General features: G+C 62.0%; 29 protein-coding genes, 1 rRNA gene and 2 riboswitches. Of the genes, 18 read left to right on the plus strand and 12 right to left on the minus strand.

Annotated elements, in window-relative coordinates; translation table 11 throughout:
* The 4 genes from BM267_RS06355 to rpmE all read right to left on the minus strand — a co-directional run.
* Positions 1-93, minus strand: a 16S ribosomal RNA gene (locus tag BM267_RS06355); the annotation flags it as partial.
* A 584-nt stretch (positions 94-677) separates the two neighbouring features.
* Positions 678-1940 (minus strand): malic enzyme-like NAD(P)-binding protein, encoded by a 1263-nt coding sequence (locus BM267_RS06360; protein ID WP_036991285.1) that lies wholly within the window; start codon positions 1938-1940, stop codon positions 678-680.
* Positions 1941-2077: 137 nt separating this feature from the next.
* A complete protein-coding gene (locus tag BM267_RS06365; RefSeq protein WP_074779258.1) occupies positions 2078-2848 on the minus strand; it encodes a thermonuclease family protein in 771 nt (256 codons plus the stop codon).
* A gap of 23 nt (positions 2849-2871) precedes the next feature.
* Positions 2872-3087 (minus strand): 50S ribosomal protein L31, encoded by a 216-nt coding sequence (rpmE, locus tag BM267_RS06370; protein ID WP_036991287.1) that lies wholly within the window; start codon positions 3085-3087, stop codon positions 2872-2874.
* Between the two features lie 222 nt (positions 3088-3309).
* Between rpmE and BM267_RS06375 the strand changes: the two genes are divergently transcribed.
* From BM267_RS06375 to BM267_RS06400, 6 genes are all read left to right on the plus strand, one after another.
* Positions 3310-5526 (plus strand): primosomal protein N', encoded by a 2217-nt coding sequence (locus tag BM267_RS06375; RefSeq protein ID WP_074779257.1) that lies wholly within the window; start codon positions 3310-3312, stop codon positions 5524-5526.
* 99 nt (positions 5527-5625) lie between these two features.
* Positions 5626-7371, plus strand: coding sequence for an arginine--tRNA ligase (gene argS, locus BM267_RS06380; protein ID WP_074779255.1), 1746 nt, complete (start codon positions 5626-5628; stop codon positions 7369-7371).
* A 5-nt stretch (positions 7372-7376) separates the two neighbouring features.
* The gene (locus BM267_RS06385; protein ID WP_074779253.1) at positions 7377-7964 is read left to right on the plus strand and encodes an SPOR domain-containing protein; all 588 of its coding nucleotides are present in this window, start codon (positions 7377-7379) and stop codon (positions 7962-7964) included.
* Positions 7965-8119: 155 nt separating this feature from the next.
* The gene (hslV, locus tag BM267_RS06390; RefSeq protein WP_036991992.1) at positions 8120-8650 is read left to right on the plus strand and encodes an ATP-dependent protease subunit HslV; all 531 of its coding nucleotides are present in this window, start codon (positions 8120-8122) and stop codon (positions 8648-8650) included.
* A gap of 19 nt (positions 8651-8669) precedes the next feature.
* A complete protein-coding gene (gene hslU / locus BM267_RS06395) occupies positions 8670-10010 on the plus strand; it encodes an ATP-dependent protease ATPase subunit HslU (RefSeq protein WP_074779251.1) in 1341 nt (446 codons plus the stop codon).
* A 24-nt stretch (positions 10011-10034) separates the two neighbouring features.
* On the plus strand, positions 10035-10415 hold the full coding sequence (locus tag BM267_RS06400) for a gamma-butyrobetaine hydroxylase family protein (RefSeq protein WP_074779249.1): 381 nt from the start codon (positions 10035-10037) through the stop codon (positions 10413-10415).
* Between the two features lie 56 nt (positions 10416-10471).
* On the opposite strand, the gene BM267_RS06405 is transcribed toward BM267_RS06400, so the two are convergent.
* Positions 10472-11218 carry a phasin family protein gene (locus BM267_RS06405; protein ID WP_074779246.1) on the minus strand — a complete coding sequence of 249 codons (747 nt, stop codon included), beginning with the start codon at positions 11216-11218 and terminating at the stop codon, positions 10472-10474.
* 77 nt (positions 11219-11295) lie between these two features.
* The gene (locus BM267_RS06410; protein ID WP_036991298.1) at positions 11296-11571 is read right to left on the minus strand and encodes a polyhydroxyalkanoic acid system family protein; all 276 of its coding nucleotides are present in this window, start codon (positions 11569-11571) and stop codon (positions 11296-11298) included.
* Between the two features lie 135 nt (positions 11572-11706).
* On the opposite strand from BM267_RS06410, the gene ubiE reads away from it, so the two are divergent.
* The 9 genes from ubiE to BM267_RS06455 are packed head-to-tail and all read left to right on the plus strand — an operon-like array spanning position 11707 to position 17589.
* Positions 11707-12468, plus strand: a complete 762-nt coding sequence (gene ubiE / locus BM267_RS06415) for a bifunctional demethylmenaquinone methyltransferase/2-methoxy-6-polyprenyl-1,4-benzoquinol methylase UbiE (RefSeq protein WP_036991993.1) — start codon at positions 11707-11709, stop codon at positions 12466-12468.
* A complete protein-coding gene (locus BM267_RS06420) occupies positions 12468-13094 on the plus strand; it encodes a ubiquinone biosynthesis accessory factor UbiJ (RefSeq protein WP_083392454.1) in 627 nt (208 codons plus the stop codon). The genes ubiE and BM267_RS06420 overlap by 1 nt, the downstream gene beginning before the upstream one ends.
* Complete coding sequence (gene ubiB / locus BM267_RS06425; RefSeq protein WP_074779243.1) at positions 13091-14707, plus strand: ubiquinone biosynthesis regulatory protein kinase UbiB; 1617 nt, start codon at positions 13091-13093, stop codon at positions 14705-14707. The genes BM267_RS06420 and ubiB overlap by 4 nt, the downstream gene beginning before the upstream one ends.
* 12 nt (positions 14708-14719) lie before the next feature.
* The gene (hisI, locus tag BM267_RS06430; RefSeq protein ID WP_036991304.1) at positions 14720-15133 is read left to right on the plus strand and encodes a phosphoribosyl-AMP cyclohydrolase; all 414 of its coding nucleotides are present in this window, start codon (positions 14720-14722) and stop codon (positions 15131-15133) included.
* Complete coding sequence (locus tag BM267_RS06435) at positions 15126-15458, plus strand: phosphoribosyl-ATP diphosphatase (RefSeq protein WP_074779241.1); 333 nt, start codon at positions 15126-15128, stop codon at positions 15456-15458. Before hisI ends, BM267_RS06435 begins: the two co-directional genes overlap by 8 nt.
* Before the next feature lie 21 nt (positions 15459-15479).
* Positions 15480-15710: a twin-arginine translocase TatA/TatE family subunit gene (gene tatA / locus BM267_RS06440; RefSeq protein ID WP_036991309.1), complete on the plus strand. Its 231-nt coding sequence runs from the start codon at positions 15480-15482 to the stop codon at positions 15708-15710.
* 6 nt (positions 15711-15716) lie between these two features.
* Positions 15717-16103, plus strand: a complete 387-nt coding sequence (tatB, locus tag BM267_RS06445) for a Sec-independent protein translocase protein TatB (protein WP_074779238.1) — start codon at positions 15717-15719, stop codon at positions 16101-16103.
* Entirely contained in the window at positions 16100-16885 is a 786-nt protein-coding gene (gene tatC, locus BM267_RS06450) for a twin-arginine translocase subunit TatC (RefSeq protein WP_036991312.1), read from the plus strand. Before tatB ends, tatC begins: the two co-directional genes overlap by 4 nt.
* Positions 16882-17589, plus strand: coding sequence for a 16S rRNA (uracil(1498)-N(3))-methyltransferase (locus BM267_RS06455; protein WP_074779236.1), 708 nt, complete (start codon positions 16882-16884; stop codon positions 17587-17589). Before tatC ends, BM267_RS06455 begins: the two co-directional genes overlap by 4 nt.
* Before the next feature lie 35 nt (positions 17590-17624).
* On the opposite strand, the gene BM267_RS06460 is transcribed toward BM267_RS06455, so the two are convergent.
* Positions 17625-18137 (minus strand): winged helix-turn-helix transcriptional regulator, encoded by a 513-nt coding sequence (locus BM267_RS06460; protein ID WP_074779234.1) that lies wholly within the window; start codon positions 18135-18137, stop codon positions 17625-17627.
* Positions 18138-18240: 103 nt separating this feature from the next.
* Between BM267_RS06460 and BM267_RS06465 the strand changes: the two genes are divergently transcribed.
* The 3 genes from BM267_RS06465 to BM267_RS06475 all read left to right on the plus strand — a co-directional run bounded on the left by BM267_RS06465 (position 18241) and on the right by BM267_RS06475 (position 20015).
* Complete coding sequence (locus BM267_RS06465) at positions 18241-18969, plus strand: SDR family oxidoreductase (protein WP_074779232.1); 729 nt, start codon at positions 18241-18243, stop codon at positions 18967-18969.
* Positions 18970-18994: 25 nt separating this feature from the next.
* Entirely contained in the window at positions 18995-19588 is a 594-nt protein-coding gene (locus BM267_RS06470) for a 2-hydroxychromene-2-carboxylate isomerase (protein ID WP_074779230.1), read from the plus strand.
* Positions 19589-19673: 85 nt separating this feature from the next.
* Positions 19674-20015: a GlpM family protein gene (locus BM267_RS06475; protein ID WP_211242600.1), complete on the plus strand. Its 342-nt coding sequence runs from the start codon at positions 19674-19676 to the stop codon at positions 20013-20015.
* A gap of 2 nt (positions 20016-20017) precedes the next feature.
* Here the strand turns inward: BM267_RS06475 and dtd are convergent, their stop codons facing one another.
* The 5 genes from dtd to BM267_RS06500 are packed head-to-tail and all read right to left on the minus strand — an operon-like array spanning position 20018 to position 23617.
* Positions 20018-20455, minus strand: a complete 438-nt coding sequence (dtd, locus tag BM267_RS06480) for a D-aminoacyl-tRNA deacylase (RefSeq protein ID WP_036991320.1) — start codon at positions 20453-20455, stop codon at positions 20018-20020.
* Position 20456: 1 nt separating this feature from the next.
* Positions 20457-21428 carry a prolyl aminopeptidase gene (pip, locus tag BM267_RS06485; protein ID WP_074779228.1) on the minus strand — a complete coding sequence of 324 codons (972 nt, stop codon included), beginning with the start codon at positions 21426-21428 and terminating at the stop codon, positions 20457-20459.
* Between the two features lie 44 nt (positions 21429-21472).
* A complete protein-coding gene (locus BM267_RS06490; protein ID WP_074779226.1) occupies positions 21473-22054 on the minus strand; it encodes an NnrU family protein in 582 nt (193 codons plus the stop codon).
* 20 nt (positions 22055-22074) lie between these two features.
* Positions 22075-23031 carry an META domain-containing protein gene (locus BM267_RS06495; protein WP_083392453.1) on the minus strand — a complete coding sequence of 319 codons (957 nt, stop codon included), beginning with the start codon at positions 23029-23031 and terminating at the stop codon, positions 22075-22077.
* 49 nt (positions 23032-23080) lie between these two features.
* A complete protein-coding gene (locus tag BM267_RS06500) occupies positions 23081-23617 on the minus strand; it encodes a DUF924 family protein (RefSeq protein ID WP_074779224.1) in 537 nt (178 codons plus the stop codon).
* A gap of 116 nt (positions 23618-23733) precedes the next feature.
* A riboswitch (glycine riboswitch) is annotated at positions 23734-23822 on the plus strand.
* A gap of 33 nt (positions 23823-23855) precedes the next feature.
* Positions 23856-23953, plus strand: a riboswitch (glycine riboswitch).
* The last annotated feature ends 22 nt before the right edge of the window (positions 23954-23975 follow it).

The raw sequence follows: 23975 nt of genomic DNA on the forward strand, positions 1-23975 counted from the left end.
AATCCGGGAGCAAGCTCCCTTCTTCCGCTCGACTTGCATGTGTTAGGCCTGCCGCCAGCGTTCAATCTGAGCCATGATCAAACTCTTCAGTTAAAAACTGCATGGGTTTTGAGAAAACCCTAAACTTGGCTCAGCTTACTAAACTCATGAATTCACGAGTTACTTGTAGGCTGATAATCTTGCGATCATCACGACATCCACAAGCACCCACACGAATTACTTGATTCCAATTTGTTAAAGAGCGATTCGGTCCGCGTTTCCGCTTAACCAAGGCCGCGCATTCTACGCCAACCTTATGATCTGTCAAGCTTTTTTTTGTGAGGCTTTGCAGCGCTGCACCGCTTGACACATCGGCCTGGAACACTGCTGCTGTTCCGGGCCAGGGAGGCGCATTCTACAGGAGTCATACCCCGTGTCAACGCCTTCCTGAAAATCCTTTCTCACCCTGAAAAAGCGATGTTGCCGGCCTCTTCAGTGAGCGGCGCATTCTACGCCGTTTCGCTTGCCTGTCAACCCTCAAGTTATCGCTAACTTATTGATTGGCCTGGGCTTTTGGAAAAGCTCAGCGACTTGCGAGGGGCGCATTATAGGCTGCTGACAAATGCCGTCAAGCCTTTTGTTGCAGCAATATTTCACCCAACAAAAAGCCCTGCACAAGGCAGGGCTTCATGAGCCGATCAGAAACAGTCTTCGACCGACTTCAGCGGGTAGTGCGCCGGATAGGGCAGACGCGCAACGCCGCTGTCGATAGCAGCCTTGGCCACCGCAGCCGGGACCTTTTCAATCAGACGCACATCCATGGGCTTGGGAATGATGTACTCACGACCAAACTCCATCTCCAATCCGCCGTAGGCTTCAGTGATATACGCCGGCACTGGCTCCTTGGCCAATTCGCGAATGGCGTGCACTGCTGCCATCTTCATTTCGTCATTGATGCGGGAAGCTCGCACATCCAGGGCACCACGGAAGATGAAGGGGAAGCAGAGCACGTTGTTGACCTGGTTCGGATAGTCGGACCGGCCAGTAGCCATGATCACATCCGGGCGCGCCGCATGGGCCAGCTCAGGACTGATCTCGGGATCCGGGTTGGAGCAGGCGAATACGACGGGGTTTTCCGCCATCAGCTTGAGTTCGGCTGGCTGCAGCAAATTGGGACCGGACAGGCCAACGAAGACATCAGCACCCTTCATTGCATCGGCCAATGTGCGCTTGTCGGTTTCCGAAGCGAAGATAGCCTTGTGCTCATTCAGGTCATCACGACCGGCATGGATAACACCCTTGCGATCGAGCATGGAGATGTTTTCGATGGTTGCGCCCAGGCTGACCAGCAGCTTCATGCAGGCAACAGCGGCCGCACCAGCACCCAGACAGACGATCTTGGCATCTTCCAGCTTCTTGTCGGCCAGCTCCAGCGCATTGATCATCGCCGCGGCGGTCACGATGGCGGTACCGTGCTGGTCATCATGGAAAACAGGGATATCGCACTGCTCGATCAGCGCGCGCTCGATTTCGAAGCACTCGGGCGCCTTGATGTCTTCCAGGTTGATTCCACCGAAGGTGCAGGAGATACGCTTGACGGTATCAATGAACGCCTGCGGGCTTTCGGATTCGACTTCGATATCGAAAACGTCGACACCAGCAAAACGCTTGAACAGCACCCCTTTGCCTTCCATGACCGGTTTGGAAGCCAGCGGGCCGAGATTGCCCAGACCGAGAATAGCCGTACCATCGGAAATAACCGCAACCAGGTTGCCCTTACCAGTGTACTTGTAGGCGTTATCCAGGTCCTTGGCGATTTCACGCACGGGCTCAGCAACACCCGGACTATAAGCCAGCGCCAGATCACGCGCAGTGGCAGTAGGCTTGGTCAGCTCGACGCTCAATTTGCCCGGACGCGGGCTGGCGTGATATTCGAGCGCATCAGTTCTCAGATCAGACATGATTACGTTTCCGGTGAAGTAGCTTTATTATGTTGCGGACAATCGAGAATACAGAAAAGCCCTAACGCTCACAAGATCATTCCAACATCACCACTACCTGCAGCGATCTTGCGCGCTTCTTCCGGCATTACCGCCAATCAATCGAAATTTGCCATTTTCGGCTCGCGCAGCGGCAACATAAAGCGCTTATGGTCACGGCGCCGCGTTCCCCGATCAACGACCCACCCCCGCACCTCCAGCGAACGTCCCCGCCAGCTGTCGAGCTGACCGAAGCCCTGCTGGTCCGCCGCAATACGCAACACCAACGATCCATCAAGCTCAAGCCAGAAATAACGTCCAGCCCGCTCGATCGACAGCACGCGCCCCCGAACCAATTGAAAACCTCCCTGACGCACCTCGGCAGCCTGGATGATCGGCGCTTGTCGCCACACTCCCAGCTCAGCCTCCCGGGCAAGGGATTCCTGCCGCAAATGGCAATCGAGCAATGCCAGGTTGGGCGGAATACCTATGGCGAAGCCCATCCCGCTACGCAGCAACTGCGCCTCTATATTGGCACCTTGAATATCGAACAGATGACCCAGCGTACGACCGTAATCATCCTGCGCATCCTCACCTACCAGCAACCGCAACCCAGCCTTCTCAACGAGCTGCTCGAGCTCAGTCCGAGCCCGCTGTGCATACGGCTCGGAGGCCTTGCCGCGACGACCGATCTCCGGCGCATTGATGCCGATCAGGCGCACGCGCCGACCATCAACCAACTCCAGCGTATCCCCATCGATGACATACCGATTGACCACCGGCTCGCCAATATCCGGCGAACCACCACAGGTACCAGCCAGCGCTGGCATGGCTGCCAGCCAGGCAATAAAAAAGGCGCCCCAACGGAGCGCCTTTTTCGAATCGGACATGACCACTGAATGGCCCGTCGATCTTACTTCTTGCTGGAAACAGCACCGAAACGCTGATTGAAGCGCTCGATACGGCCGCCGGTATCCAGAACCTTCTGCTTGCCGGTGTAGAACGGGTGGCATGCGGAGCAGACGTCCAGATAGATGCTCTTGCCCAGAGTGGAGCGGGTCTTGATGACATTGCCGCAACCACAGGTGGCTTCGATTTCTTCGTACGCAGGGTGCAAATCAGCTTTCATGGATGATTCCTCGGTTTTGTGTGCCGCCACCGGACCAACCTGATCAGGCACCGCACTGTAATGACGCATCCGGCATCGAACAATCGAATGGACCGGAAAACAGGCCGGCGATGATAACAGAATTCCGCTGCCGCGCAAGCATTACGCATGCCGCGGCGGGGAGGCGCTGAATATCGCGGCAGGCAATGCTACCATCACGGCTTGTCAGAACGGGATGTCACAGTGTCAGGACCGATTCTCCAGATTGCCCTTCCCTCTCCCCTGCGCCGCCTGTTCGATTACCGGGCGCCGGCGGGCCTGCGTTTGGACGATCTGCAGGTGGGGTTGCGCGTCAGCGTACCCTTCGGCAACCGCCAGATGGTGGGCGTGATCGCAGCCATCAGCGATCAGTCGAGCGTGCCGGTGGGCAAGCTCAAGCGCGCCAGCGAACTGATCGATCACAGCCCGCTACTGCCCGACAGCCTGTGGAAGCTCTGCAGCTGGACTGCAAGCTACTACCAACATGGCCTCGGCGACACCTTGAGCAGCGCCCTGCCGGTGCTGCTGCGGCGCGGTGAGCCGGCAATGGCTCGTCAGGACATGCTCTGGCAACTGCTCCCCGGCGCCTACCCCGAGCACCCCGCAATCAGCCGGGCGCCGAAGCAGAAGGAGGCGGTGCAGACCCTCAGCAGACATCCCCATGGCCTGTCGCACGCACTCATCAGCCAGTGGGGGCTGACCCGCGACGCCCTTGAATCGCTGGAACGCAAGGGCCTGGCCCAGCGCATCCATCAATCGCCGCACCACACCAGCGAACCCCAGCCGCTATTAAAGGAAACACCGCTGTCGCCCAATGGCGAACAACAGGCCGCGCTGGATGCGATTACCGCGGGCGATGGGTTCCATGCCTGGCTGCTGGAAGGCGTCACTGGCAGCGGCAAGACTGAAGTCTACCTACAGGCCATCCAGCATTGCCTGCAACAGCAGCGTCAGGCGCTGGTACTGATCCCCGAGATCGGGCTGACACCCCAGACCCTGGAGCGCTTTCGCCGCCGTTTCAGCGTACCGGTAGTCATACTGCATTCGGGACTGAATGATCGCGAGCGCCTCGATGCCTGGATTGCCGCTCGCGACGGCGAAGCCGGCATCGTCATCGGCACCCGCTCGGCCATCTTCACTCCCCTGGCGCGGCCTGGCCTGATCATCGTCGATGAAGAGCACGATCTCTCCTATAAACAGCAGGAAGGCCTGCGCTATAACGCTCGGGACCTGGCTGTCTATCGCGCCCACCTGGAGCAGGTCGGGCTGATTCTCGGCTCCGCCACGCCATCCTTCGAAAGCCTGCATAACGTCCAGCGCGGGCGCTATCAGCGGCTGCGCCTGACCCAGCGCGCGGGCAATGCCAGCCCACCGACCATTCAATGCCTGGATATCCGCAGCCGACCACTGGAAGGTGGCATGTCGCGCCCACTGATCCAATTGATGGGTGAACATTTGCGGCGGGGCAACCAGGTGCTGGTCTTCATCAACCGCCGCGGCTTCGCTCCGACCTTGATGTGCCATGACTGCGGCTGGATGGCCGAGTGCCGCCGCTGTGATGCGCGCATGACTTTGCACCAGTCACCCGCACAGCTGCACTGCCACCATTGCGGCAGTCAGCGCGCGGTCGATCGCTGCTGCCCCAAATGTCAGAGCCAGGACCTGCGCCCTATCGGCGCCGGCACCGAGCGCACCGAGGAACACCTGACCGAGTGCTTTCCGGACTTTCCGATCCTGCGCATCGACCGCGACACCATGGCGCGCAAACAGGCCATGCAGAGCATGCTGGCACGCATCCAGAGTGGCGCTCCCTGCGTGCTGGTGGGCACCCAGATGCTTGCCAAGGGGCATCACTTTCCCGACGTGACCCTGGTGGCCATCCTCGATGCCGACGGCGGCCTGTTTTCCGCTGACTTTCGCGGCCCCGAGCGCATGGCGCAGTTGATCATCCAGGTAGCTGGCCGCGCTGGCCGGGCGAACAAACCCGGCCAGGTGCTGATCCAGACCCACATGGCCGAACACCAGTTGCTGCTGGATCTGACCGAGCATGATTATGACCGCTTCGCCGAGCGGGAACTGGCAGGCCGTGCCGCTGCGCAGCTGCCGCCCTACAGCTTCATGGCCCTATTGCGCGCCGAATCCAACTCTTCAGCGCAGACCAACCAGTTTCTCGATGAAGCCTGCACACTGGCGGAGCAGCTGATTGCCAGCCTGGACATCGCTGATGTCGAGCTGCTCGGCCCAGTGCCCTCGCCCATGGAGCGTCGCGCCGGCCGTTATCGCGCTCAGTTGCTGGTCCAGGCCGGGCAACGCTCGATCCTGCATCAATTGCTGCACCATTGGCTGGCGGCACTGGAGCAGCACCCCCTGGCCCGCCGCGTGCGCTGGTCAATTGATGTCGATCCGCTGGATATGTTCTAAGCCCTAAGCGCACTGCCAGACAGAGGGATTTGGCAAGCAGCCCGTTAAGTCGGATAATGCCGGGTTTTCCACAGGCCGTTGCCGGATACTCCATTACCTATGAAAAACCTGATCAGCCAGTTGCTCGCCAACGCCGTCAGCACCCTGCAGAGCCAAGGTGTACTGCCCAGCGACATTTCCCCCAATATTCAGGTGGAAACCGCCCGGGACAAGAGCCACGGCGACTTTGCCAGCAACCTGGCGATGATGCTGGCAAAGCCCGCCCGCATGAAGCCCCGGGACCTGGCCGAACAGCTGGTTGCCGCGCTGCCGCACAGCGATGCAGTGGCTCAGGTCAGTATCGCCGGCCCCGGCTTCATCAACTTCTTCCAGGCCCGCGACTGGCTCGCTGCGCAGCTGCAGCAGGCGCTGGACGATCCGCAGTTGAACGTGCCCCAGGCCGAGCCAGCCCAGCGCGTGGTAGTGGACTACTCCTCCCCCAACCTGGCCAAGGAAATGCACGTCGGGCACCTGCGCTCGACCATCATCGGCGACGCCATGGCGCGAGTGCTCGAATTCCTCGGTCACGACGTCATCCGCCAGAACCATGTCGGCGATTGGGGCACCCAGTTCGGCATGCTGCTGGCCTACCTGGAAGAGAACCCGGTTACCGCCGAAGCCGAGCTGGGTGATCTGGAGAACTTCTACCGCCAGGCCAAGAAGCGCTTTGATGAAAGCGAGACCTTTGCCGACCGTGCCCGCGAACGGGTCGTACAACTGCAGGCGGGCGACGCCCAATGCCTGGAACTGTGGAACCGCTTCAACAGCATTTCCCTGGGCCATTGCCAGGCGGTGTACGATCGCCTGGGAGTCAGCCTGACGCCCGCTGATGTGCGCGGTGAGAGTGCCTACAACGACCAGCTTGCCGACGTGGTCGACAGTCTGCAGCAGACCGGCCTGCTGACCGAGAGCGAAGGCGCGCGTTGCGTCTTCCTTGATGAGTTCCGCAACAGCGAGGACAAGCCGCTGCCGGTCATCGTGCAGAAGGCCGGTGGTGGCTACCTGTACGCGACCACCGACCTGGCCGCCATGCGCTACCGTCAGCAGGTGCTGGGCGCTGACCGCGTCCTGTATTTCGTCGATCAGCGCCAGGCGCTGCACTTCCAGCAGGTGTTCGCCGTAGCCCGCAAGGCCGGCTTCGTCTCGCCTGACATGCAGCTGGAACATATGGGCTTCGGCACCATGAACGGCGCCGACGGCAAGCCGTTCAAGACCCGCGATGGCGGCACCGTGAAGCTGATCGACCTGCTGGACGAGGCCGAGGAACGGGCCTACCAACTGGTCAAACAGAAGAACCCCGAGCTCGACAGCGCCGAGCTGCAGCAGATCGCCCGTGCCGTGGGTATCGGCGCGGTCAAGTACGCGGACCTGTCCAAGCACCGCAGCAGCGATTACAACTTCAACTTCGAACAGATGCTCAGCTTCGAAGGCAACACCGCGCCCTATCTGATGTATGCCTATACCCGGGTCGCCAGCGTGTTCCGCAAGATCGACCGCGACATGTCGCAGCTGGACGAGCTCGCGCCGCTGGTATTGCAGGACGAGCCCGAGATCGATCTGGCTGCCCACCTCGCGCAGTTCGGCAGCCTGCTGCAATACGTGGCCCGCGAAGGCACGCCGCATTCGCTGTGCCATTATCTGTACGAGCTGGCCGGCCGCTTTTCCAGCTTCTACGAAAACTGCCCGATCCTGGCCGCCGAGGACCAGGCCCAGCGTGACAGCCGTCTGCGTTTGGCTGCACTGACTGGACGCACCTTGCGCCAAGGCCTTAACCTGCTCGGCATCACTACTCTGGAGCGCATGTAAGTCGCATGGCCAAAGCACGCAAGACACCCCGTCGCGGCGCCAGTCGCGCCCGGTCCAAACCCAGCCGACGAGTGCCTACCTGGCTGATTGCCGTATGCGGGGTGGTTCTGGGCCTGTTCGTCGCCTTTCTGTTTCAGCTGGAGCCTGGCCGCGAGACGGTAAAACGCAATACCGCCTCGCCCCAGCCTGCGGTAGCGCCGGCCCCCAGCAAGCCGGCCGGCCCCAGCTACGACTTCTACACCCTGCTGCCCGAGTCAGAAGTGGTGGTGCCCAAGGCCCCGCCCGCTCCGCCGCCACCACCAGCGGCGAAAGCCGAACCGGAAGTAGCTGCCAAACCGACCTCCAGCACCCAGTACTATCTGCAGGCCGGCTCATTCCGCCAGCGCAGCGAGGCAGACCGGGTTCGCGCCCAGATCCTGCTCATGGGGCTGGATGTGCGACTGGAAGACGCCAAGCTGGCCAACGGCGAAACCTGGCACCGGGTGCAAGTCGGCCCCTTCGGCGATCAGGGCAAATTGGCCCAGGCCGAACAGACCCTGGCCGGCAATGGCTTCAGCAACCTGCTCCGGCAGCAGCGCACCACCAACCGCTGAGACCCAGCCGCCGGCAGCTCGCACTGCCGGCATCCCTCCCCGGCTATCATCCGGCCGTCCCAACGTCTTGAATTCAACGCCAGCAGCCCCCAGATAACGGCAAAGGCAGCACGCCCGGCGTGCTGCGCTATCTGACCAGCCAACAGGAGCTGCGCGTGACTACAATCGTTTCAGTACGCCGCCACGGCAAAGTGGTAATCGGTGGTGATGGCCAGGTATCCCTGGGCAACACCGTAATGAAGGGCAATGCCCGCAAGGTCCGCCGCCTGTACAACGACCAGGTGATCGCCGGATTTGCCGGCGGCACGGCCGATGCCTTCACCCTGTTCGAGCATTTCGAGGGCCACCTAGAAAAACACCAGGGTCAACTGGTCCGCGCCGCCGTGGAAATGGCCAAGGAATGGCGCACCGACCGCACCCTGCGCCGCCTCGAAGCATTACTGGCCGTGGCCAACAAGGATGCCTCGCTGATCATTACCGGTAACGGCGACGTGCTCGAGCCCGAAGAAGGCATTATCGCCATCGGCTCCGGCGGTCCCTACGCTCAGTCAGCGGCCCGCGCCCTGCTGCGCAACACCGAGTTATCGGCCCGTGAGATCGTCGAATCCAGCCTGAACATTGCCGGCGAAATCTGCATCTATACCAATCAGCATCACACTATTGAGGAGCTGGACGCCAATACCTGAGGCGCCCGGGAATCTGCACATGTCCATGACACCCCGCGAAATAGTCCACGAGCTGGACCGTCATATCATTGGCCAGCAGGAAGCCAAGCGCGCGGTCGCCATCGCCCTGCGCAACCGCTGGCGTCGTCAGCAGTTGCCTGATGCGCTGCGCCATGAGGTCACCCCGAAGAACATCCTGATGATCGGCCCCACCGGCGTCGGCAAGACCGAGATCGCCCGCCGTCTGGCACGCCTGGCCCAGGCGCCCTTCATCAAGGTCGAAGCAACCAAGTTCACCGAAGTCGGCTATGTCGGCCGGGATGTGGAATCCATCATCCGTGACCTGGTGGACGCCGCGCTGAAGATGCTGCGCGAGCAGGAAATTACCAAGGTCGGCCACCGCGCCGAGGATGCCGCCGAGGAACGTATTCTCGACGCATTGCTGCCGCCGGCACGCCAGGGCACCAGCGATGAGCCGGTGCGCGAAGACAGCAGCACCCGCCAGCTGTTCCGCAAGCGCCTGCGCGAAGGCCAGCTGGACGACAAGGAAATCGACATCGAGGTGGCCGACGCCCCGGTAGGCGTGGAAATCATGGCGCCGCCCGGCATGGAGGAAATGACCAGCCAGCTGCAGAACATGTTCTCCAGCTTCGGCAAGAACAAGCGCAAGAGCCGCAAGCTCAAGGTCAGGGAAGCTTTCAAGCTGATCCGCGATGAGGAAGCCGCACGCCTGGTCAATGAAGATGACCTGAAGAGCCGCGCCATTGATGCAGTCGAGCAGAACGGCATCGTCTTCCTCGACGAAATCGACAAGGTCAGCAAACGCGCCAACAGCGGCGGCGGTGCGGATGTCTCCCGCGAGGGCGTGCAACGTGACCTGCTGCCGTTGATCGAAGGCTGTACGGTCAATACCAAGTTCGGCATGGTGCGCACCGACCACATCCTGTTTATCGCCTCGGGCGCCTTCCACCTGTCCAAGCCGTCGGACCTGATTCCCGAGCTGCAGGGCCGTCTGCCGATTCGTGTCGAGCTCCAGTCGCTGTCACCGGCGGACTTCGAGCGCATCCTCACCGAGCCGGATGCCTCGCTCACCGAACAGTACCGGGCGCTGCTGCAGACCGAAGGGCTGGAAATCGAATTCGCTGCAGACGCCGTGGCCCGACTGGCGGAAATTGCCTGGCAGGTCAACGAGAAGACCGAGAACATCGGCGCCCGTCGCCTGCACACCGTGCTGGAGCGTCTGCTGGAGGAAGTTTCGTTCGGCGCCGCCGATCTGGCTGCCAAGCAGAACGGCGAGAAGCTGGTGATCGACGCCGCTTATGTGAACGAGCACCTGGGCGAGCTGGCGGTCAATGAAGACCTGTCCCGCTATATCCTGTAACACGATACCGTCGGGGAGCCCGCCATGACCAGTCCGATACCGAGCAAGATCAAGCTGCGCAAGGCGTCCCGCACGTTGGAGCTGGAGTATGCCGATGGCCGGCAGTTCAGCCTGCCGGCGGAGTTTCTGCGGGTGCACTCACCCTCGGCGGAGGTACAGGGTCATGGCCGGCCAGTGTTGCAGACCGGCAAGCAGAATGTTGCCCTGACCGCCGTAGAGATGGCCGGCAATTACGCACTGAAACTGGTGTTCGACGATGGCCATGACAGCGGACTGTATAGTTGGGACTATCTGCTGAAACTGGGCGAGCACCAGGACGCACTGTGGCAGGAGTATCTCGAGCAACTGCAAGCTGCCGGCGCCAGCCGTGATCCGGAGGTGTCGGTGGTGAAGGTGATGCTGTAAGGCCGTGAGCAGATAAAGGCCCGCCGCCCAGGGTCATCAGGGCGGCGGACCTGGCATCACTGCTCCGTCGGTTTGCCCGGTTCGGCATCAGTGGCCGGTGCCGGCGCGGATTTGCCGCGGGTGGCGGCCTTTGGCGCGGTAGCACGGCGGCGGGTGGCAGGCTTCACCGGTGCGGTGGCTCCCGCCTTGGTGCTGGCCGGCTTGCTCGCAGCAGGCTTGGCTGCAGCCGACCTGGCCCGCCTGGGCGTAGCCTTGGCTGGCGTCGCCGCCTCGGCTGCTGCCTGAGTCACCGAATCGGCGATCACGGTGGAACTGGCAGTTGCCGCGGCAGCCGTCGCCGGCTTGCGGGCAGTACGGGTCGGCTTGGCGGCAGCGGCCGGCTTGGTACTGCGCTGCCCCACCGCACGGGTCAGTTCGGCAACACGTTGCTCCAGCGCCCGCAGCTCTTCCTGACGCGCCAGACCCAGCCGCTCGACCGCGCCCGCCACGCGCTTGTCAAACATCTCCTCAAGGCCACCGAACTTGTCCGTCAGCTTGCTCCGCGCCTTGTCCACCTTGGCCCGCGCGCCATCCAGCGGGTCCTTCTTGCTGCGGGTGCCTTTGCTGGCGCTTTTGCCGGTTTCGGCTTTGGCCGATTTCTCTGCCTGCTCACCGTCTCGAATCAGGGATTCGAACAGCTTGGCGCCTTCCTTGCCCATACGGGTGTAAGCACCCAGGCCCGCCAGCCAGATCTGCCGGGAATACCCCTCCAGACCTTCCACCCAATCATTATCCTTGCCTTCCCGCTTCTTCTTGTCCGCCATGAATAGACTCCTTGTGAGCCGCTGCCGATGAGATTATCCAGCTTAGCAGAGGTCACGCCGAGCGCTATTGCGCTGCGTCAAGCGAGATATTTGTTCAGCGCCTTCTCGATCTCACCCTTCACCATGCCGGCCATCGGGGTGAGCATCATCCCCAGCTTGACGGCTACCCGGACGCTGTCTTCGCCAACCAGGATGCTGCCATCCACACCGCTGCGCTGGAACGTCAGTTCATCGTCCTGCCAGGTGCATTTGGCATCCAGCTTGGCAGCCAGCTTATCGGCCATTTTCTGGGCGCGTTCCTTCGCTGCTTCCTTGCCCAATGCGTGCTCGCGGGTGATTTCTACGGTTGCCATCTCTGTCCCTTCCAGTATGGTTGAAAAAAGACGCATAGCATGCCGCATCGTGCGCCTGCATGCGACATTAAATGCCCCTCCGGGCCCGCAAATACAGGTAGAATGGCCCATCAATTTGCCAAGGCAGATGCTCCCATGACAGACAAGTCCAGCACAGACCGCACTACCCACTTCGGCTACCAGACCGTTCGCGAATCGGAAAAGGCCGCCAAGGTGGCCGAGGTCTTCCATTCGGTCGCCGCCAAATACGACCTGATGAACGACCTCATGTCAGGTGGCGTCCACCGGATCTGGAAACGCTTCACCATCGAGCTGTCCGGCGTGCGTCCCGGCAACCGGGTGCTGGATATCGCTGGCGGCACTGGCGACCTGACACGCAAGTTCTCCAGCCTGGTCGGCCCGACCGGCGAAGTGGTGCTGGCTGATATCAACGCCTCCATGCTGCGCGTCGGCCGCGACCGCCTGCTGGACAAGGGCGTAGCCGGCAATGTGCGTTTCGTGCAGGCCGATGCCGAGAAGCTGCCCTTCCCGGATAACCATTTCGACTGCATCACCATCGCCTTCGGCCTGCGCAACGTCACCCACAAGGAAGACGCCATCGCTTCCATGCTGCGTGTGCTCAAGCCCGGCGGGCGCCTGCTGGTGCTGGAGTTCTCCAAACCGGAGAACGAGCTGCTGTCCAAGGCCTATGATCAATACTCCTTCACCATGCTACCGCTGATCGGCCGCATGGTGACCGGCGATCCGGAAAGCTATCGCTATCTGGCCGAATCGATCCGTATGCATCCGGATCAGGAAACCCTCAAGGGCATGATGGAAACCGCTGGTTTCGCCCGGGTGACCTACCACAACATGACCGGTGGCATCGTGGCCCTGCACCGGGGCATCAAACCCTGATGCTGTTGAGCACCGCCCTGCTGGCCGGTGTCGAGCGCAGTCTTGCACTGGCCATCGATCAGGACCCGCTGACCGCCCAGCGACTGGCGACCCTGGAGGGGCGCGCCATCCTGTTGTGCGTACGCCAGCCCGACCTGCAGCTGTACCTGTTGCCGGGGCACGGCGGAGTTCGCCTGGCGCAGCATTATGAGTACGACGTCGACTGCACCCTCAGCGCACCGGCGAGCCTGCTGGCCCGCCTGGCGCTGAGCAGCAACCGCCAGCAACTGTTGTTGTCACCGGAGCTGGAACTGACCGGGGATACCCAGGTGCTGGTGCAGCTGCAGAACATTTTCAACGACCTGCAGATCGATGGAGAGGCCGCCCTGGCCCGCTGGCTGGGACCCGTTGCCGCGCATGCCCTCGGCAATCTGGCGCGTGGTAGTCGGAACTGGCTCGGCACCACCCGGCAGAGCCTGCAACGCGCGGTCGGTGAATACCTCACTGAAGAGGGCCGGCAACTGGTCGGCCGCGCTGAAGCCGACGCCGCCGCTGCGTCGATCCATGAATTGCGCCTGCAGCTGGACCGGCTGGACGCGCGCATACGCCGCCTTGAGCTGCCTGAAACGGGACCTGACGACGCATGAACCTGACCGCTTTTCTGCGCCTGTTTCGCATTCTGCTGGTGTTTACCCGCTACCGTCTGGATCAGTTGATCCAGCCACTGCCGCTACCCTGGTATGGCCGGCTGATGCTGTTCGGGCCATGGAAGCTGTATCCGGCACCCCGGGACCTGAGCCGCGGCCTACGCCTGCGCCTGGCCCTGGAAAGCCTGGGCCCGGTGTTCATCAAGTTCGGCCAGATCCTGTCGACCCGCCGCGATCTGCTGCCCGACGACATCGCCATCGAACTGGCCTTCCTGCAGGACAAGGTACCGCCCTTCCCCTCCGATGAGGCACGCCAGCGTATCGAAGAACAGCTGGGCATGCCGATCGAAGCGGTATTCGCCGAGTTTTCCGATACGCCACTGGCCTCGGCTTCCGTCGCCCAGGTACATACCGCCCTGCTGCATGACGGCAGCGATGTGGTCGTCAAGGTCGTGCGCCCGGGGATCGAAGAAGTCATCCATCAGGATATCCAATGGCTGTACCTGGCGGCGCGCACCCTGGAGCGCGTTTCCCGCGAGGGGCGGCGGCTGCGTCCGGTGGAAGTGGTACGCGATTACGAGCAGACCATCTTCGACGAGCTGGACCTGTATCGCGAGGCCGCCAACGCCTCGCTGCTACGGCGTAACTTCCTCGGCTCGCCGGTACTCTATGTGCCGACCATCTATTGGGACTGGTGCCGCCACAAGGTGCTGGTCATGGAGCGCATCAGCGGCATCCCGGTGACCGATATCGACGCCCTGCGCGCCCAGGGCACGGACATGAAGAAACTGGCCGAGCGCGGCGTCGAAGTGTTCTTCTCCCAGGTGTTCCGTGACAGCTTCTTCCACGCGGACATGCACCCGGGCAATATCTTCGTCTCCCGCCATCAGCCGCAGGAACCGCAGTACATCGCTATCGACTTCGGCATCGTCGGTAGCCTGACGCCGGAGGACCAGACCTATCTGGCGCGCAACCTGATGGCCTTCTTCAAGCGCGACTATCGCCGCGTGGCGCAGCTGCACATCGACTCCGGCTGGGTGCCACCGGAAACCCGGATCAACGAATTCGAGGCCGCCATCCGCAGCGTCTGTGAACCGATCTTCGAGCGTCCATTGAAGGACATCTCCTTCGGCCAGTTGCTGCTGCGCCTGTTCCAGACCGCCCGGCGCTTCAACATGGAAGTGCAACCGCAATTGGTGCTACTGCAGAAAACCCTGCTTAATATCGAGGGGCTGGGGCGCCAGCTGTACCCCGATCTGGATCTGTGGAGCACCGGCAAACCCTATCTTGAGCGCTGGATGCGTGAGCGCGCTGGTCCGCGGCATCAGCTGCAGAACCTGCGGCAGCACCTGGAGCGCATCCCGCCGCTGCTGGAAACCACCCACCGGGCGCTGGACAATATCGCCCAACGGGATCACCATGCCCCCGCCGGCCGTCACAGCGATGCTCTCGCCCTGCGGGTGATCGGTGTGGTGCTGGTGGCACTGGGCGCCAACGGCCTGGGCACGGACATGAACCTGTGGGCCGAGGCCCAGCCGATGTACTGGCTGTTACTGGCCGCCGGGGGCTGGCTGGTATTGCGGCGCGACGGCAGCAACCCGAAACGACTCTGACGACCAACCGATATGACCGATACCCGAACCGATACCGACTGGCTGGATTGCATCAAATGGGACGCCGACGGCCTGATCCCCGCCATCGCCCAGGACGCCGCCAGCGGCCGCGTACTCATGGTCGCCTGGATGAACCGCGAAGCGCTGCAACTCACCGCAGCGGAAGGCCGCGCCGTCTACTGGTCCCGCTCCCGGCGCAAGCTGTGGCGCAAGGGTGAAGAGTCGGGCCATATACAGGTGCTGCATGAGCTGCGCCTGGATTGCGACAACGACGTGATCATCATGCAGGTCGAGCAACGCGGCGGCATTGCCTGCCACACCGGTCGGGAAAGCTGCTTCTACAAGGTTTTCAGGGATGGTCACTGGCAGGATAGTGATCCTGTCATCAAAAACCCGGAACATATCTATGAGCACAAGCATGAATGACACTCTGGCGCGTCTGGCCGAGGTGCTGGAGCAGCGCAAACAAGCAGCAGCGGACAGCTCCTATGTCGCCAGCCTGCATGCCAAGGGTCTGAACAAGATCCTGGAAAAGGTTGGCGAGGAATGCACCGAAACCCTGCTGGCGGCCAAGGATTGTCAGCACAGTGCGGACAAAAGCGAGCTGATTTATGAAACCGCCGATCTGTGGTTTCATAGCCTGGTCATGCTCAGTCATCTGGGCCTTGGCCCGGATGATGTACTGCAAGAACTGGAACGGCGTTTTGACTTGTCCGGCCTGGCCGAAAAAGCAGCGCGCACACACGAATAGGGCTTTGCCCTGGAGGTTGAGATGGGTTTTGGTGGAATCAGTGTCTGGCAACTGGCGATCGTCCTGCTGATCGTCATCCTGTTATTCGGCACCAAGCGATTGAAAGGCATCGGCTCGGACGTCGGCGAGGCCATCAAGGGCTTTCGCAAGTCGATGAATGATGACGACAAGCCCGCCGTGGAAGACAAGCAGGGCGAAACGCTGGATGTCCAGGCCGAGAAGAAAACGGAATCCACACCCCACAAGGACTGACGGTCCATGTTCGATATCGGTTTTCTGGAAATGCTGGTGGTGGCGATCGTCGCCCTGCTGGTGCTCGGCCCCGAGCGCCTGCCCGGTGCGGTGCGCATGGCCGGCCTGTACCTGGGGCGGATCAAGCGCAGCCTGGCGGATGTACGCAGCCAGGTAGAGCGCGAGCTGGGGGCTGACGAAATACGCCAGACCCTGCATAACGAAAAGATCATGGCCGATCTGGCGAAGAAGAAGCCGGGTGAATCCAACGTCAAACGCAACATCACTGCGACAGCTGACGAGACCAGGCCCGAGCCGCCCGAGGTCGATACTCCGGCACCGGCCGAGCCCACTCCATCGGTGGCCGTTACGGCTGCCCGCCCCACTGACGATGATCCGACTGCACCCAAATGAGTAAAAAGTCCCCGATCCAGACCAACCTCGGCGAGATGCCGCTGGTCGCGCACCTGACCGAACTGCGTTCGCGCCTGCTGCGCATCGTGTTGATCTGGATGTTGATCTTCGCCGGCCTGTTCTACTTCGCCAACGACCTCTATACCTTCATCTCCGAGCCGCTGCGGGCCTACCTGCCCGAAGGCACCAGCATGATCGCCACGGATGTGGCCTCGCCCTTCCTGACGCCGTTCAAGCTGGCGCTGATCAGCGCGTTATTCCTGGCCATGCCCTTTGTCCTGCACCAGATCTGGGGGTTCATCGCGCCCGGTCTGTACAAGCATGAGAAGCGCATCGCCCTGCCGCTGCTGGCATCGAGCATCATCCTGTTCTATGCCGGCATGGCGTTCGCCTACTTCGTGGTGTTCCCCCTGGTGTTCGGCTTCTTCACCAGCGCCGCCCCCGAAGGGGTGACGGTAATGACCGACATCAACAGCTACCTCGACTTCGTCATGACGCTGTTCCTGGCGTTCGGTCTGTCCTTCGAGATTCCGGTGGCCACGGTCCTGCTGGTGTTGTCCGGCGCGGTTGACGTCGCCAAGCTCAAGCAGATTCGGCCCTATGTGGTGGTCGGCTGTTTCGTCATCGGCATGGTGCTGACCCCGCCGGACATCATCTCCCAGACGCTGCTGGCCGGCCCCATGTGGTTGCTCTATGAGGTCGGAATCCTGTTCGCCGGGCTGCTCAAACCGGTGACCCGCACGACCGAGGCCGAAACCGAAGACGACACCCCCTCCGCATGAACCTGTTGCTGCTTGAGGAGCAGGATTTCATTGCTCCGCAGCAGGTGCGGCTGAGCGGCCGGCGCCTGCAGCATATGCTGGAGATCCAGCAGGTAGCCGTCGGCGACAGCTTGCGGGTCGGGGAAGTAAACGGCCTGATGGGCAAAGGCACCGTGCTAGCGCTGGACCAGCAGCAGGCCGAGCTGCAGATCAACCTGACCCAGCCACCGCCCGCCAAGCTGCCCCTGACTCTATTGCTGGCCATGCCGCGCCCCAAGATGTTCCGCCGCATCCTGCAGCACTGCGCCACACTCGGCGTGGCCGAGATCATCCTGCTGAACAGCTATCGGGTGGAAAAGAGCTTCTGGCAGACGCCCTTCCTGCAGCCTGAGGTGATTCGAGAGAATCTGTTGCTGGGCCTGGAGCAGGCGCGCGATACGGTGCTGCCCAGCGTGCGCATCGAGAAACGCTTCAAGCCTTTTGTCGAAGACCAGCTCCCGGCGTTGGTAGCCGGGACCACGGGACTGGTAGCCCACCCCGGCGACTTCCCCGCCTGCCCAAGGGCGTTGGCTGGCCCCGTCACCTTGGCCATCGGCCCGGAAGGCGGCTGGATCCCCTACGAAGTGGACAAGCTCTGCGCCGCCGGCTTGCAGCCGGTACAGTTGGGTGAACGCATCCTGCGGGTAGAAACCGCCGTGACCGCACTGCTTGCCCGGCTGTTCTGATCATCTGACCAGATGGGAGAAAAGCAGCGCTTGGATCAGCGATCCTGATTCCCCGCCTGGCGCGCCAACCTCGGGGGAATGAGCTCGCCAGTCGCATCCTGCCAGCCATCTCCCACCTCGATCTGCACATCCCGCGCCGCTACCGGTTCACCACATTCGGAACAGACCGTCACCGGTCGCATGACCTGGCCGCAGCCCTTGTGGATATGGCGGATCGGTGCGCCCCGCTCGTCGGCCATGTGCCGGTCACCCCAGCTGACCAGCGCCAGCATCACCGAATGCAGCTCCAGCCCGCGCTCGGTCAACCGGTACTCTTCGCGCAGCGGTCGCTGCTGATAGGGCACCTTGGCCAAGACTCCGTACTCGACCAGCTTCTTCAGGCGATCAGCCAATACGTGACGGGTGACCCCAAGGCGCTTTTCAAACTCATCGAAACGGCGAACGCCGAGAAAGCAATCGCGCAGCACCAGCAAGGTCCAGCGGTCACCGACCACCGCCAGGGTGCGGGACAATGAACAGGGCTGCTGGTCCAACTCTTCCCAACGCATACTCGACTCCTCGTTCGTACAGGGCCACAGGATAGCTTGACAAGTTCCAAAAAGAAACTGACTATCTAATCAGTTCCAAAAAAGAACCGATAAGGAGTACCCCATGTCCAGACCACCCGTTGCCGTTGTCATCGGCGCCGGCGATGCCACCGGCGGGGCCATTGCCCGGCGCTTCGCCCGTGAAGGTTTCACCCTGTGCGTCACCCGCCGCCAGGCCGATAAACTTGAGCCGCTGGTCAGCGATATCGCAGCGGCCGGCGGCGCCGCCCATGCCTTTGGTTGCGATGCCCGCAGTGAAGAACAGATGGTCGCGCTGTTCAGCGATATCGAACGGGACATAGGTCCCATCGAGGTGGTGGTGTTCAATATCGGTGCCAACGTACGATTCTCGATTACCGAAACCACCGAACGGGTGTACCGCAAGGTCTGGGAAATGGCGGCGCTGTCGGGCTTCCTCACCGGCCGCGAAGCAGCCAAGGCGATGTTGCCCCGGGCTCGCGGAACCATCATTTTCACCGGTGCCACCGCCTCGCTGCGGGGCGGCAATGGTTTCAGTGCCTTCGCCGGCGCCAAGTTCGCGCTGCGCGCCCTGGCCCAGAGCATGGCGCGCGAACTCGGGCCGCAGGGCATTCATGTCGCCCACCCGATCATCGACGGAGCCATCGACACCGCGTTTATCCGCGACAACTTCCCCGAGCGCTACGCGTTGAAAGACCAGGGCGGCATTCTCGACCCGGAGCACATCGCCGAACAGTACTGGCAACTGCATTGCCAGCCACGGGACTGCTGGACCCATGAACTGGATCTGCGGCCCTGGATGGAAACCTTCTGACCCCCACCACCACAGGACAATGCACATGAACAAGAAAGTCGAATTCTATTTTGATGTAGGCAGCCCTGCCAGTTACCTGGCCTGGACCCAGATCACCGGTCTGGCGCAGCGCCACGATGCCGAACTGGCATACAAGCCGATGCTGCTGGGCGGCGTGTTCAAGGCCACCGGCAATAGCTCCCCAGCGACCGTGCCGGCGAAGGGGCGTTATACCCGCGAGGATTTTCAACGTTACGCGCGGCGCTATGCTGTGCCGTTCCAGCAGAATCCGTTCTTCCCGATCAACACCATGCAGCTGATGCGCGGCGCGGCCGCCTACCTGGGTACCGATCGCTTCGTCCCGTACGTCAATGCGGTGTTTCAGGCCATCTGGGTCGATCAACAGGATATGGGCAACCCCGAGGTGGTCGCTGCCGTGCTGAGTCGCCACGGTTTTGATATGGCTGAACTACAGCAGAAGATCAATGATCCGGTGGTGAAAGACCAGCTGCGGCAGATCACCGAGGAGGCCATCGAACGGGGCGTTTTCGGTGCGCCGACCTTCTTTGCCGGGGACGAAATGTTCTTCGGTCAGGATCGGCTGGAATTCGTGGAGGAAGCGCTGAGCCGAGCTCAGTGATCGCAAGTCGATGTGGGAGCGGCCTTGACTTGATAACCTGCCGGGCATAGCGTGAGCAGCGCATCGGCCCGGTATGGACTTCATGATTTCACTTGCATTCAAGGCGCTGCTCGGCGCACTGGCGGTTCTGCTCATTGCGCTGTTGGCGCGCTCCAAGAGTTTCTATATCGCCGGACTGGTGCCGCTGTTTCCCACCTTTGCGGTGATCGCCCACTACATTATCGGCAGCGCCCGCCCGGCGGCGGACCTGCGTACCACAGCCATCTTCGGCTTATGGTCGCTGTTGCCCTACGCCATCTATCTTGCGGTGATCGCCTGGGGTGCCGGCAAGCTGCCGCTGCCTGCCATCCTGCTGTTGGCGATGCTCGCCTGGGGCGTGGCCGCGACCCTGCTGATCATGCTGTGGGTGCGGTTCCAGCCAAGCTGAGGTCAGGTTTCCAGCAGCAGGGTCACTGGCCCATCATTGACCAGATGCACCTGCATGTCCGCACCGAACCGCCCGGTAGCCACCTGTGACCATTGTTCGCCCGCCCGCTGCAGCAGGTAATCGAACAATTCGGCAGCCTGCTGCGGTGGCGCCGCGGTGGAGAATCCCGGGCGCAGCCCCTTGCGCGTATCGGCCGCCAGGGTGAACTGGGATACCAGCAACAATCCGCCCTGTACGTCCTGCACCGAGCAATTCATGCGCCCCTCGGCATCACTGAACACGCGATAGTTGAGCAACTTGTGCAACAGCCGGTCGGCACTGGCCCGATCATCCTGCGGCTCGATGCCAACCAGCACCAGCAAGCCCTGATCGATGGCGCCGACAATCTCGCCCGCCACCTCCACCCGGGCCTGGCTGACCCGCTGCAACAGCCCCTTCATGCTATTCCGCCTCCGGCGCCAGCTTCAGCAGTTGCCGGGCCATGCTCTGGGTAGCGCGCACCAGGGCATCGGCAATACCCGGCTCGGAAGCCGCGTGACCCGCATCGCGGATGATCTGCAATTCGCTGCCGGGCCAACGCTGATGCAGCGCGTGGGCATTATCCAGCGGACAGACCATGTCGTAGCGACCATGGACGATGATGCCGGGGATATGTGCAATCTTCGGCATATTGCGCAGTAGCTGATCCGGTTCAAGGAAAGACTGGTTGATGAAGTAGTGGCACTCAATCCGCGCCATGGCCAGCGCGCGCCGCGACTCGGTAAAGCGGTCGACCAGCTGGGCACTGGGCCGCAGGGTGGCGCAGCAACCTTCCCAGCCGGACCAGGCCCGGGCGGCATGCATCTGGCAGATTTCATCGTCCCCGGTCAGGCGTCGGTAGTAGGCGGCTACCATGTCATCGCGCTCCGCCTCCGGGATCAACGCCTGGTAGTTCTCCCAGTAATCGGGAAAGATGCGGCTGGCGCCTTCCTGATAGAACCAGTGGATATCCTCGTCGCGGCACAGGAAGATCCCGCGCAGAATCATGCCCAGCACCCGGTCAGGATGCGCCTGGGCATAGGCCAGGGCGAGGGTCGAACCCCAGGAACCGCCAAACAGCACCCACTTGTCGATCCCCAGGTGGATGCGCAGCGCCTCCATATCCTCGATCAGCGCGGCGGTGGTGTTGTTTTCCAAGCTGGCGTGGGGCGTGGAACGGCCGGCACCACGCTGATCGAAGGTGATGATGCGGTAGATCGACGGATCGAAGAAGCGTCGGCTCAGGTTGTCGCAGCCACCACCCGGCCCACCATGAATGAACACCACCGGCAGCCCGTCTTCCTGACCACTCTCGTCGACATAAAGCACATGGGGCGCTTCGACCGCCAGATCATGACGGGCGAAGGGCTTTATCTCCGGATACAGCAGTTGCATGGTTCGTACTCCCGGGTTGGCGGCCAGGCCGCATCAGGTAAGGCTCAGCCGCCGAAGGGGCGGACACCGATCAGCGCGCCGTGCAACCACATGGCAAAGACCACCCAGGCGACCAATCCGACCACAATGGCAATCAGGTCCCGACTGAAGCCGACCGCCGGATAGCTCACGCCGGCCAGACGATCACGCCGGCGCAAGACCACATACAGCGCTACCGCCCAGGCGAGGAAACCACCAAACAGCAGCAGGTCGGCCAGCGTGCCATTGGCGATCAGGTGGGCGATGGCCCAGAACTTGACGCCCAGCAGCATGGGATGGCCGACCCGGGCCTTGATATGAGTTCCGGGAATATAGGTGGCCGCCAGCAGGATGAAGGCCGGAACCGTCAGTAGCGCAGCAAGATGGCGGGTCCACATGGGCGACAGCCACAGCCAGGTCGGCGACAACCGTGCCTGCCCGTAGCCCCAGATGATCAGCAGCAGCCCCACCAGCGAAATAACAGCATAGAATCCCTTCCAGGCCAGCAAGCCGCGCCGGTCGATCTGTGCGACCCGCCAGTCAGCAGCAAACAGGCGAGTCGAATGTATCCCGAGAAACAGCACCAAACCCAATATCAACGCCAGCATGTAGATCTCCTTGATTATTATCAGTGTTCCAGACGGGCCTTGAGCGAACCCTCAGCCGAGCGCAGCAGCAAGGCACCGGTATCGTCGAAATCAAAGCCCTGCAGGCTCTGCAGATTGCGCAGCACCCGTTGCTCCTGTTCCATCAGCGAAGGCGCGCAGGCCATGCGGGTGGTGGCCGGCTGATTGATGGTCAGGCTTTCACCGGTCAGCTGGTATTCTCCCATGAAGCTGTTGCAGGAGGCACGGCCATTCACCTGGCCGTTACGCCAGAAATTCAGGGTCACACGGGAGCGGTCGATAATGCCACCGCCATTGATATCCTCCACTACCCACTCTCCGCCCTGCAGCAGCCGGCCCGGATCACCACCGCAGCCGTTCAGGGTAACGCCGTCCACCTGCACGCTGACCTGCTGCGGATAGGGCATTCCGCTCATGGTGTCACGGCACAGCTGATCGCTGGCCTGCAACCGGATCGGTGGGTTGCCGCTGGTCACCACCTCGCCGGCGGTCTCGCCCGCCATATAGGGCTGGGCCGGTGATTCACCTTCGTTGAGCCGGTTCAGGGTCAATTGGCCACCCTCCAACGTCACCGACCAGAAGGGTTCGTTGCCGGCGGCGCGGTAGGGCTCGATGATGCTGTCGCTCGGCGCGCACAGTGGGTAGTCGTCACCACGCAACACCAGCCAGGCTTGCTGGCCCTTGAACCACAGGCTGGTCTCCGGCTCACCCGCGGCCACATAACGCGCACCGGAGGCGCTGATCGCCCGGCTCAGGGCGAACTGCTCATCGCCGACCGTCAGCAGCAGGTCATCATCGCCCTTGGCGGAAATCGGCAGACGCCCGCAATTCAGCTCGGCGGTAAAAGGCTCACCACCACCGATCCGGGGCACGGTGGTATCCGGCGCCGAGGTGCTGCAACCGGCCAGCGTGGTCAGGGCAGCGGCAAGCACGGCCGATGGCAGGATGTTGGTATGCATGGTCAGACTCCTCGAATATGAATCGATACGACAGTAAGGTATCCCGGGCTCAGAATGAGGAACCCGGCTGGGTCAGAAATTGCAATTCTTCCTCGGTGGAGGCTCGCCCCAACACGCGGTTACGATGCGGATAGCGGCCGAAGCGCCGCAGGATATCCCGGTGCTGCAGTTCGAAGTCCAGACTGGATTCCATACCGGGTGTGTCAAACAGCACGACCGCCCGCTCATGGACCATCAGCGACTCACTGTGCATGAATGGCATATACAGGAAGCTGCGCTGTATCACCGGCAGGGCCAGATCGGCGCCGGCGGCAATAGCCTCCTGGGCCAGCACCAGCGCCATCCCGTCATGGGCGAAAGAATCGGGTTGGTCACGGTGGATGTTGCGCGAGAACTGGTCAAGCAGAATGATCTCGGCCAGCCGCCCCTCGGGCGTGGCGCGCCATTCCCATAGCTCACCCCTGGCGGCCTGCCGATGCAGCTCGCCAAAGCGTTGCTCGATCAATTGATCCAGCTGCGCATCTTTCTTCCACCACATCGCCGGCTTGAGCTGATCAAACCAGAAATCGAGAATCTGCTGGTGCATTGGTCCCTCCGCTTGCTGCTGGGGAAAACAGTCCCAGTGTAACCAATCTGCCGGCCCGGCGCCGGGCGACACAATGAAGCAGTCAGCAATAGCAAAGCCAGGCGCTTGCTGTATAATCGCCGGTCGCAGGAGAGAGGGGCCCCAGGCCTCCGCCGAAGGCGCAAACTCCCATAATCGCTCAGGTACCCATTACTGCGAATCACAGGACACCCGATACTGCCCAGCGCAGCGGGTGACCGCACAGCCAGCTGGAGAGAGGTTGCCAAGGCAACCCACCGAAGGGGCAAGCAGTCCATGACTGCGTAAACTCTCAGGTAAAAGGACAGGGGGAGAGGCGTCACAGCTTGCAGGAGTTCTG

It is taken from the genome of Halopseudomonas bauzanensis (assembly GCF_900114735.1).
Taxonomy (GTDB): Bacteria; Pseudomonadota; Gammaproteobacteria; order Pseudomonadales; family Pseudomonadaceae; genus Halopseudomonas; species Halopseudomonas bauzanensis.

Coding starts and splice junctions, on each gene's coding strand:
- BM267_RS06360 (WP_036991285.1), bottom strand. CDS start 1,940: ATGTCTGATCTGAGAACTGATGCGCTCGAATATCACGCCAGCCCGCGT.
- BM267_RS06365 (WP_074779258.1), bottom strand. CDS start 2,848: ATGTCCGATTCGAAAAAGGCGCTCCGTTGGGGCGCCTTTTTTATTGCC.
- rpmE (WP_036991287.1), bottom strand. CDS start 3,087: ATGAAAGCTGATTTGCACCCTGCGTACGAAGAAATCGAAGCCACCTGT.
- argS (WP_074779255.1), top strand. CDS start 5,626: ATGAAAAACCTGATCAGCCAGTTGCTCGCCAACGCCGTCAGCACCCTG.
- BM267_RS06385 (WP_074779253.1), top strand. CDS start 7,377: ATGGCCAAAGCACGCAAGACACCCCGTCGCGGCGCCAGTCGCGCCCGG.
- hslU (WP_074779251.1), top strand. CDS start 8,670: ATGTCCATGACACCCCGCGAAATAGTCCACGAGCTGGACCGTCATATC.
- BM267_RS06400 (WP_074779249.1), top strand. CDS start 10,035: ATGACCAGTCCGATACCGAGCAAGATCAAGCTGCGCAAGGCGTCCCGC.
- BM267_RS06405 (WP_074779246.1), bottom strand. CDS start 11,218: ATGGCGGACAAGAAGAAGCGGGAAGGCAAGGATAATGATTGGGTGGAA.
- BM267_RS06410 (WP_036991298.1), bottom strand. CDS start 11,571: ATGGCAACCGTAGAAATCACCCGCGAGCACGCATTGGGCAAGGAAGCA.
- ubiE (WP_036991993.1), top strand. CDS start 11,707: ATGACAGACAAGTCCAGCACAGACCGCACTACCCACTTCGGCTACCAG.
- BM267_RS06420 (WP_083392454.1), top strand. CDS start 12,468: ATGCTGTTGAGCACCGCCCTGCTGGCCGGTGTCGAGCGCAGTCTTGCA.
- ubiB (WP_074779243.1), top strand. CDS start 13,091: ATGAACCTGACCGCTTTTCTGCGCCTGTTTCGCATTCTGCTGGTGTTT.
- hisI (WP_036991304.1), top strand. CDS start 14,720: ATGACCGATACCCGAACCGATACCGACTGGCTGGATTGCATCAAATGG.
- BM267_RS06435 (WP_074779241.1), top strand. CDS start 15,126: ATGAATGACACTCTGGCGCGTCTGGCCGAGGTGCTGGAGCAGCGCAAA.
- tatA (WP_036991309.1), top strand. CDS start 15,480: ATGGGTTTTGGTGGAATCAGTGTCTGGCAACTGGCGATCGTCCTGCTG.
- tatB (WP_074779238.1), top strand. CDS start 15,717: ATGTTCGATATCGGTTTTCTGGAAATGCTGGTGGTGGCGATCGTCGCC.
- tatC (WP_036991312.1), top strand. CDS start 16,100: ATGAGTAAAAAGTCCCCGATCCAGACCAACCTCGGCGAGATGCCGCTG.
- BM267_RS06455 (WP_074779236.1), top strand. CDS start 16,882: ATGAACCTGTTGCTGCTTGAGGAGCAGGATTTCATTGCTCCGCAGCAG.
- BM267_RS06460 (WP_074779234.1), bottom strand. CDS start 18,137: ATGCGTTGGGAAGAGTTGGACCAGCAGCCCTGTTCATTGTCCCGCACC.
- BM267_RS06465 (WP_074779232.1), top strand. CDS start 18,241: ATGTCCAGACCACCCGTTGCCGTTGTCATCGGCGCCGGCGATGCCACC.
- BM267_RS06470 (WP_074779230.1), top strand. CDS start 18,995: ATGAACAAGAAAGTCGAATTCTATTTTGATGTAGGCAGCCCTGCCAGT.
- dtd (WP_036991320.1), bottom strand. CDS start 20,455: ATGAAGGGGCTGTTGCAGCGGGTCAGCCAGGCCCGGGTGGAGGTGGCG.
- pip (WP_074779228.1), bottom strand. CDS start 21,428: ATGCAACTGCTGTATCCGGAGATAAAGCCCTTCGCCCGTCATGATCTG.
- BM267_RS06490 (WP_074779226.1), bottom strand. CDS start 22,054: ATGCTGGCGTTGATATTGGGTTTGGTGCTGTTTCTCGGGATACATTCG.
- BM267_RS06495 (WP_083392453.1), bottom strand. CDS start 23,031: ATGCATACCAACATCCTGCCATCGGCCGTGCTTGCCGCTGCCCTGACC.
- BM267_RS06500 (WP_074779224.1), bottom strand. CDS start 23,617: ATGCACCAGCAGATTCTCGATTTCTGGTTTGATCAGCTCAAGCCGGCG.